The following is a 2,627-nucleotide window of genomic DNA, read 5'->3' as shown; positions in this document are numbered from 1 at the left end:
CAAGCATGAACAGAGTGATTAGGACCGGTTAGCTCCACAAGTTACCCTGCTTCTACACCCGGCCTATCAACGTGATGGTCTATCACGACTCTAAGATACCTAATCTCGAGGGAGGCTTCCCGCTTAGATGCTTTCAGCGGTTATCCCGTCCATGCATAGCTACCCTGCTGCGCGGCTGGCGCCACGACAGGTACACCAGAGGCATGTTCATCCCGGTCCTCTCGTACTAGGGACAACTCCTCTCAAGTATCGACGCCCACGGCAGATAGGGACCAAACTGTCTCGCGACGTTCTGAACCCAGCTCACGTACCACTTTAATTGGCGAACAGCCAAACCCTTGGGACCTGCTCCAGCCCCAGGATGTGATGAGCCGACATCGAGGTGCCAAACGATTCCGTCGATATGAGCTCTTGGGAATCATCAGCCTGTTATCCCCGGCGTACCTTTTATCCGTTGAGCGATGGCCCTTCCACGAGGGACCACCGGATCACTATGACCGACTTTCGTCTCTGCTCGACTCGTCAGTCTCGCAGTCAGGCAGGCTTATGCCATTGCACTCTTGCAGACGGTTTCCAACCGTCCTGAGCCTACCATCGCGCGCCTCCGTTACTCTTTAGGAGGCGACCGCCCCAGTCAAACTACCCGCCACAGAGGGTCCCTGTACCGGCTAACGGTACGAGGTTAGACATCAGAAACAAACAGGGTGGTATTTCACCTATGGCTCCACACCAGCTGGCGCCGGTGCTTCAAAGCCTCCCACCTATGCTACACAATTTCTTCCTAATGCCACTCTGAAGCTGCAGTAAAGGTGCACGGGGTCTTTCCGTCTAACCGCGGGTACTCCGCATCTTCACGGAGAATTCAATTTCGCTGAGCATATCCTGGAGACAGTGGGGAAGTCGTTACGCCATTCGTGCAGGTCGGAACTTACCCGACAAGGAATTTCGCTACCTTAGGACCGTTATAGTTACGGCCGCCGTTTACTCGGGCTTCAATTCGGAGCTTGCACTCCTCCTCTTAACCTTCGAGCACCGGGCAGGCGTCAGACCCTATACGTCGTCTTGAAGCCGACTTAGCAGAGTCCTGTGTTTTTGCTAAACAGTCGCTACCCCCTGGCCTGTGCCCCCCACGAGTGCTTGCGCATACGTGGGGCCTCCTTCTTCCGAAGGTACGGAGGCAATTTGCCGAGTTCCTTCAGGATACTTCTCTCAAACGCCTTGGTATACTCTACCAGACCACCTGTGTCGGTTTCGGGTACGGTCTATACGGTGGGGCTATTTCCTGGAACCATTTCGAAGCCTGACCAATCCAATAAGGTCAGACAACACACATGATCCGTCACACACCACCAGGCCCACGAATATTAACGTGGTTCCCATCGACTACCCCCTTCGGGCTCGTCTTAGGGGCCGGCTCACCCTGCTCAGATTAGCTTTAAGCAGGAACCCTTGGTCTTTCGGCGAGAGGGTGTCTCACCCTCTTTATCGCTACTCATGTCAGCATTCGCACTTCCGATACGTCCACCTTCGGTTACCCTTGGGCTTCACTCGCTTACGGAACGCTCCGCTACCGCGTGATCGTAAACGATCACACCCTAAGCTTCGGTGCATCACTTGAGCCCCGTTACATTTTCGCCGCAGGAACCCTTATTTAGACCAGTGAGCTGTTACGCTTTCTTTAAAGGATGGCTGCTTCTAAGCCAACCTCCTGGTTGTTTTGGGACTCCCACATGCTTTCCCACTTAGTGATGACTTGGGGACCTTAGCTGTAGGTTAGGGCTGTTTCCCTTTTGACGACGGACCTTAGCACCCGCCGTCTGTCTGCCGGATAAGTCTCGTTGGTATTCGGAGTTTGGTTAGGTTTGGTAGATCTCGCGACCCCCTAGCCCATCCAGTGCTCTACCCCCAACGGCATACATCCGACGCTCTACCTCAATAGATTTCGCGGAGAACCAGCTATTTCCCGGCTTGATTGGCCTTTCACCCCTAAACACAACTCATCCGAGAATTTTTCAACATTCAACGGTTCGGTCCTCCAGTGCGTGTTACCGCACCTTCAACCTGGTCATGCCTAGATCGCCGGGTTTCGGGTCTAATCCGTCGAACTCAGTCGCCCTATTCAGACTCGCTTTCGCTGCGCCTACACCTAACGGCTTAAGCTTGCTCGACAGATTAAGTCACTGACCCATTATGCAAGAGGTACGCTGTCACCCCCTAAAGAGGCTCCAACTGCTTGTAAGCATTCGGTTTCAGGTACTGTTTCACTCCCCTCATCGGGGTGCTTTTCACCTTTCCCTCACGGTACTGTGTTCGCTATCGGTCATGTACGAGTATTTAGGCTTGGAGGGTGGTCCCCCCATGTTCAGACAGGATTTCACGTGTCCCGCCCTACTCGAGTCTGCAATCATCACTTTCGCATACGGGGCTGTCACCCGCTATGGCCACTCTTTCCAAAGTGTTCTGCTAGTTGAAAATGCAGCACTGGCCTGGTCCGCGTTCGCTCGCCACTACTAACGGAATCTCGGTTGATGTCTTTTCCTCCGGGTACTTAGATGTTTCAGTTCCCCGGGTTCGCTTCACCAAGCCTATTTTATTCAGCTCGGTGATACCTGTTCCACCTCACTCAG

Annotated in this window: 1 rRNA gene; it reads right to left on the bottom strand. The window is 53.7% G+C overall.

Annotation, left to right across the window (positions count from 1 at the left end):
• Window position 1 precedes the first annotated feature (1 nt).
• Window positions 2-2,627, bottom strand: a 23S ribosomal RNA gene (locus tag GGR39_RS17000); the annotation flags it as partial.

The sequence above is a fragment of the Novosphingobium fluoreni genome, from assembly GCF_014196615.1.
Taxonomy (GTDB): Bacteria; Pseudomonadota; Alphaproteobacteria; order Sphingomonadales; family Sphingomonadaceae; genus Novosphingobium; species Novosphingobium fluoreni.
Note: the sequence above shows the minus strand (reverse complement) of the source record. Positions and strands in the feature narration are given on the sequence as shown.